The sequence below is a fragment of the Micromonospora sp. HM5-17 genome, assembly GCF_003762835.1.
Lineage (GTDB): Bacteria > Actinomycetota > Actinomycetes > Mycobacteriales > Micromonosporaceae > Plantactinospora.
The window spans coordinates 1-2,231 of the sequence record NZ_RJWA01000030.1; the positions used below are offsets into that span (position 1 = coordinate 1).

General features: G+C 67.6%; 3 protein-coding genes. All 3 read right to left on the reverse strand.

Annotated features, from left to right (window positions below; genetic code table 11):
• The coding region (locus EF879_RS26780; RefSeq protein WP_233604779.1) for an N-terminal phage integrase SAM-like domain-containing protein at nucleotides 1–668 on the reverse strand (668 nt) is incomplete at its 3' end.
• A complete protein-coding gene (locus EF879_RS26785) occupies nucleotides 668–871 on the reverse strand; it encodes a helix-turn-helix domain-containing protein (protein ID WP_123563361.1) in 204 nt (67 codons plus the stop codon). The genes EF879_RS26780 and EF879_RS26785, both read right to left, overlap by 1 nt.
• Nucleotides 868–2,145, reverse strand: coding sequence for a replication initiator (locus tag EF879_RS26790; RefSeq protein ID WP_123563364.1), 1,278 nt, complete (start codon nucleotides 2,143–2,145; stop codon nucleotides 868–870). Before EF879_RS26790 ends, EF879_RS26785 begins: the two co-directional genes overlap by 4 nt.
• Nucleotides 2,146–2,231: the final 86 nt, after the last annotated feature.

Here is a 2,231-nt window from a genome sequence, read left to right on the forward strand (position 1 = left end):
GCGAGCAGCCGGCGGACCTGATCGACGGAGAGACCCTTACCGACCCGGTAGCGCGGTGACGGCACCCGGACCAGTTTGGCGACGTTGCGGGGCACCAGCTCCTCTCGCATGGCGTGCTGAAGTGCGTTGCGGAGCACGGCATGGACGAACTGAACCTGCCGAGTGCTGGGGTACCGCTGGCAGCATCGGCCGACAGAGCAGCACCGCCGGTCAGTAGGCCGGTTCCTGTCGAGGCCCGCAACGCAGCACAAGCACTTGCGGCGGAGACCGTCCATGAACGCCTTGACGTGCTGGACCTGCAACGTGTCGAGCCGCTTGCTGCCGAGCGCCGGCACCAGGTGCAGCCGTACGGCGCTCTCATACCCGCGCGCGGTGGTCGGCTTGAGGTCGGTTACGTATGTGGTGAGCCAATACGATAGGTAGTCGCCGAGCTTCCAGCTTCGATCGGGGACGGGCACCCCGCGGTGCGATTTCGCCTTCAGCTCGATCAGCTTTCTATGGGCGTCTTCCCGAGTCCTGCCGTAGACGGCCTTGCGCTTACGCGTTCCGTCGGTGGTCAGCACATACACTTGTCCGACCCAGCGACCGTCGCTGGCACGCTGATAGATCGAGCCTTCACCGTTCGGATTCTTCCGGGCAACGTGCCGATCCTGCTTCGGTGTGGTCATTAGGCGGCATCCTCCATAAACGCGGCGATCGCCTCGTCAATTGCCGAGACGGGGATGAGGCGGCGGCTTCCGATCTTGATAGAACGGAGCCGGCCGGAGCGGATCAGGTCGTAGGCCAGCGAGCGCCCGATGCCCAGCGCACGGGCGGCTTCCTCGACGCGCAACACGCGAGGCATGAGCGGAGTTGCGGGGGTGGCGCTCATTGCACTTCCTTTCGTTTCTGTCGTGTCGCCCGGATTCGGTCGCCAATCGCGGCAGCGAGTTCGAGTTGTTCGGGGGTGTCGTAGCCGATACCGAGGATCCGCCAGTTGTTGATGACGATCACATCGGTGTTGTCGGACAGGCCGGCATCGGTAAGCGCGGCCTGGAGTTGGTGCGCCTGCCGCTCTGCCCGAAGGTGTTTGAAAGTCGTGGAGTAGATCCGTGACTTGGTGAGGAAGTGACCTCGGAAGCCGAGCATGTGTGCCCAATGGCGGAGCTTGAGTTCGGCGTATTGGTCGAGGCCGCCGAGGTCCCACGCGGTTTGGATCATGGCCCGGTGGTGGTCCGATACGCGGAGCTGATCGATGTCTAGCTGTGACCGGATGCGCCGGTCACCGGTATCGGTCGCGCCGGTGCCTTTGGTGGCGTACTTGGCGATATAGGCAGCGAGCTGAGTGTCCGTCACCGCCTGGTCCCCGTCGCCGGCGATGTCGGTAACAGTGATGTCCTTGACGTCCACCTGCGCGCCCCACCGGAGGATTAGGGGTGTGCCGTCGGGGCGAACGGTGCCGAGCTGCACCGAGGCAGCCGCGGATCGCACCGCGTCGGCCAAGACGTCAGGGGTGAGCCACACCGGGGGCGACGAGCCCGGACCGGACGGGCCGTCCGCGCGAACGATCGCGTGGAAGTGCACGAGCCCTCGGGCTTGGTACTCCGCGACCTTGGCGTACGAGATCCGCACGTGCTCGCCGGACTCCCGAACGGTGAGGCCACCGGCACCGGCAATCGACCGCCGTAAAGCGATGGTGAACCGATGCCACAGCGCGCCGCTGTGTGCCTGCCACAGCACTGCGCCGGTGTAGTCGTACGAGTCCGGGTCGACCGGGCTGCCCAGCAGCGGGTACCCGTCCGGGTGCCAGCGTCCGCAGGAGCAGGGCCGCCGGCCGGGCCGGGAGTGGACCGGGCCGAAGGACGGGGCGGTGAGGGTGACGAACAGGCGGGGCGACCTGGACACGGTGTCCGGGACGCCCTTGCCGCCGGACAGGCCCGCGTGGATGAGGTGCCAGGCGTCAGCGGCGTACCGATCCGCACAGGTCGGGCAGACGGCCGCCCGGCGGGTGCCGCAGGCCGCCCACACCCGACCCCGCCGGGACGCGACCAGGGCGCCGGTCGCGGCGTGACGGACCTCCCATTTGCCGATCAGCCGAACCGGCCGGAGGCAGCCTTTGACGCTCTCGACGCCGGCCCGCCAGGCCTTGTAGGCCGGTGAGCGCATCCACCGGGCCAACGCCGCCTCACCGTCATACGCCCGGGACTGGAGTGCCAGTGCCATAGACCCTCCAAGACAGGGCCGCCGTGCCC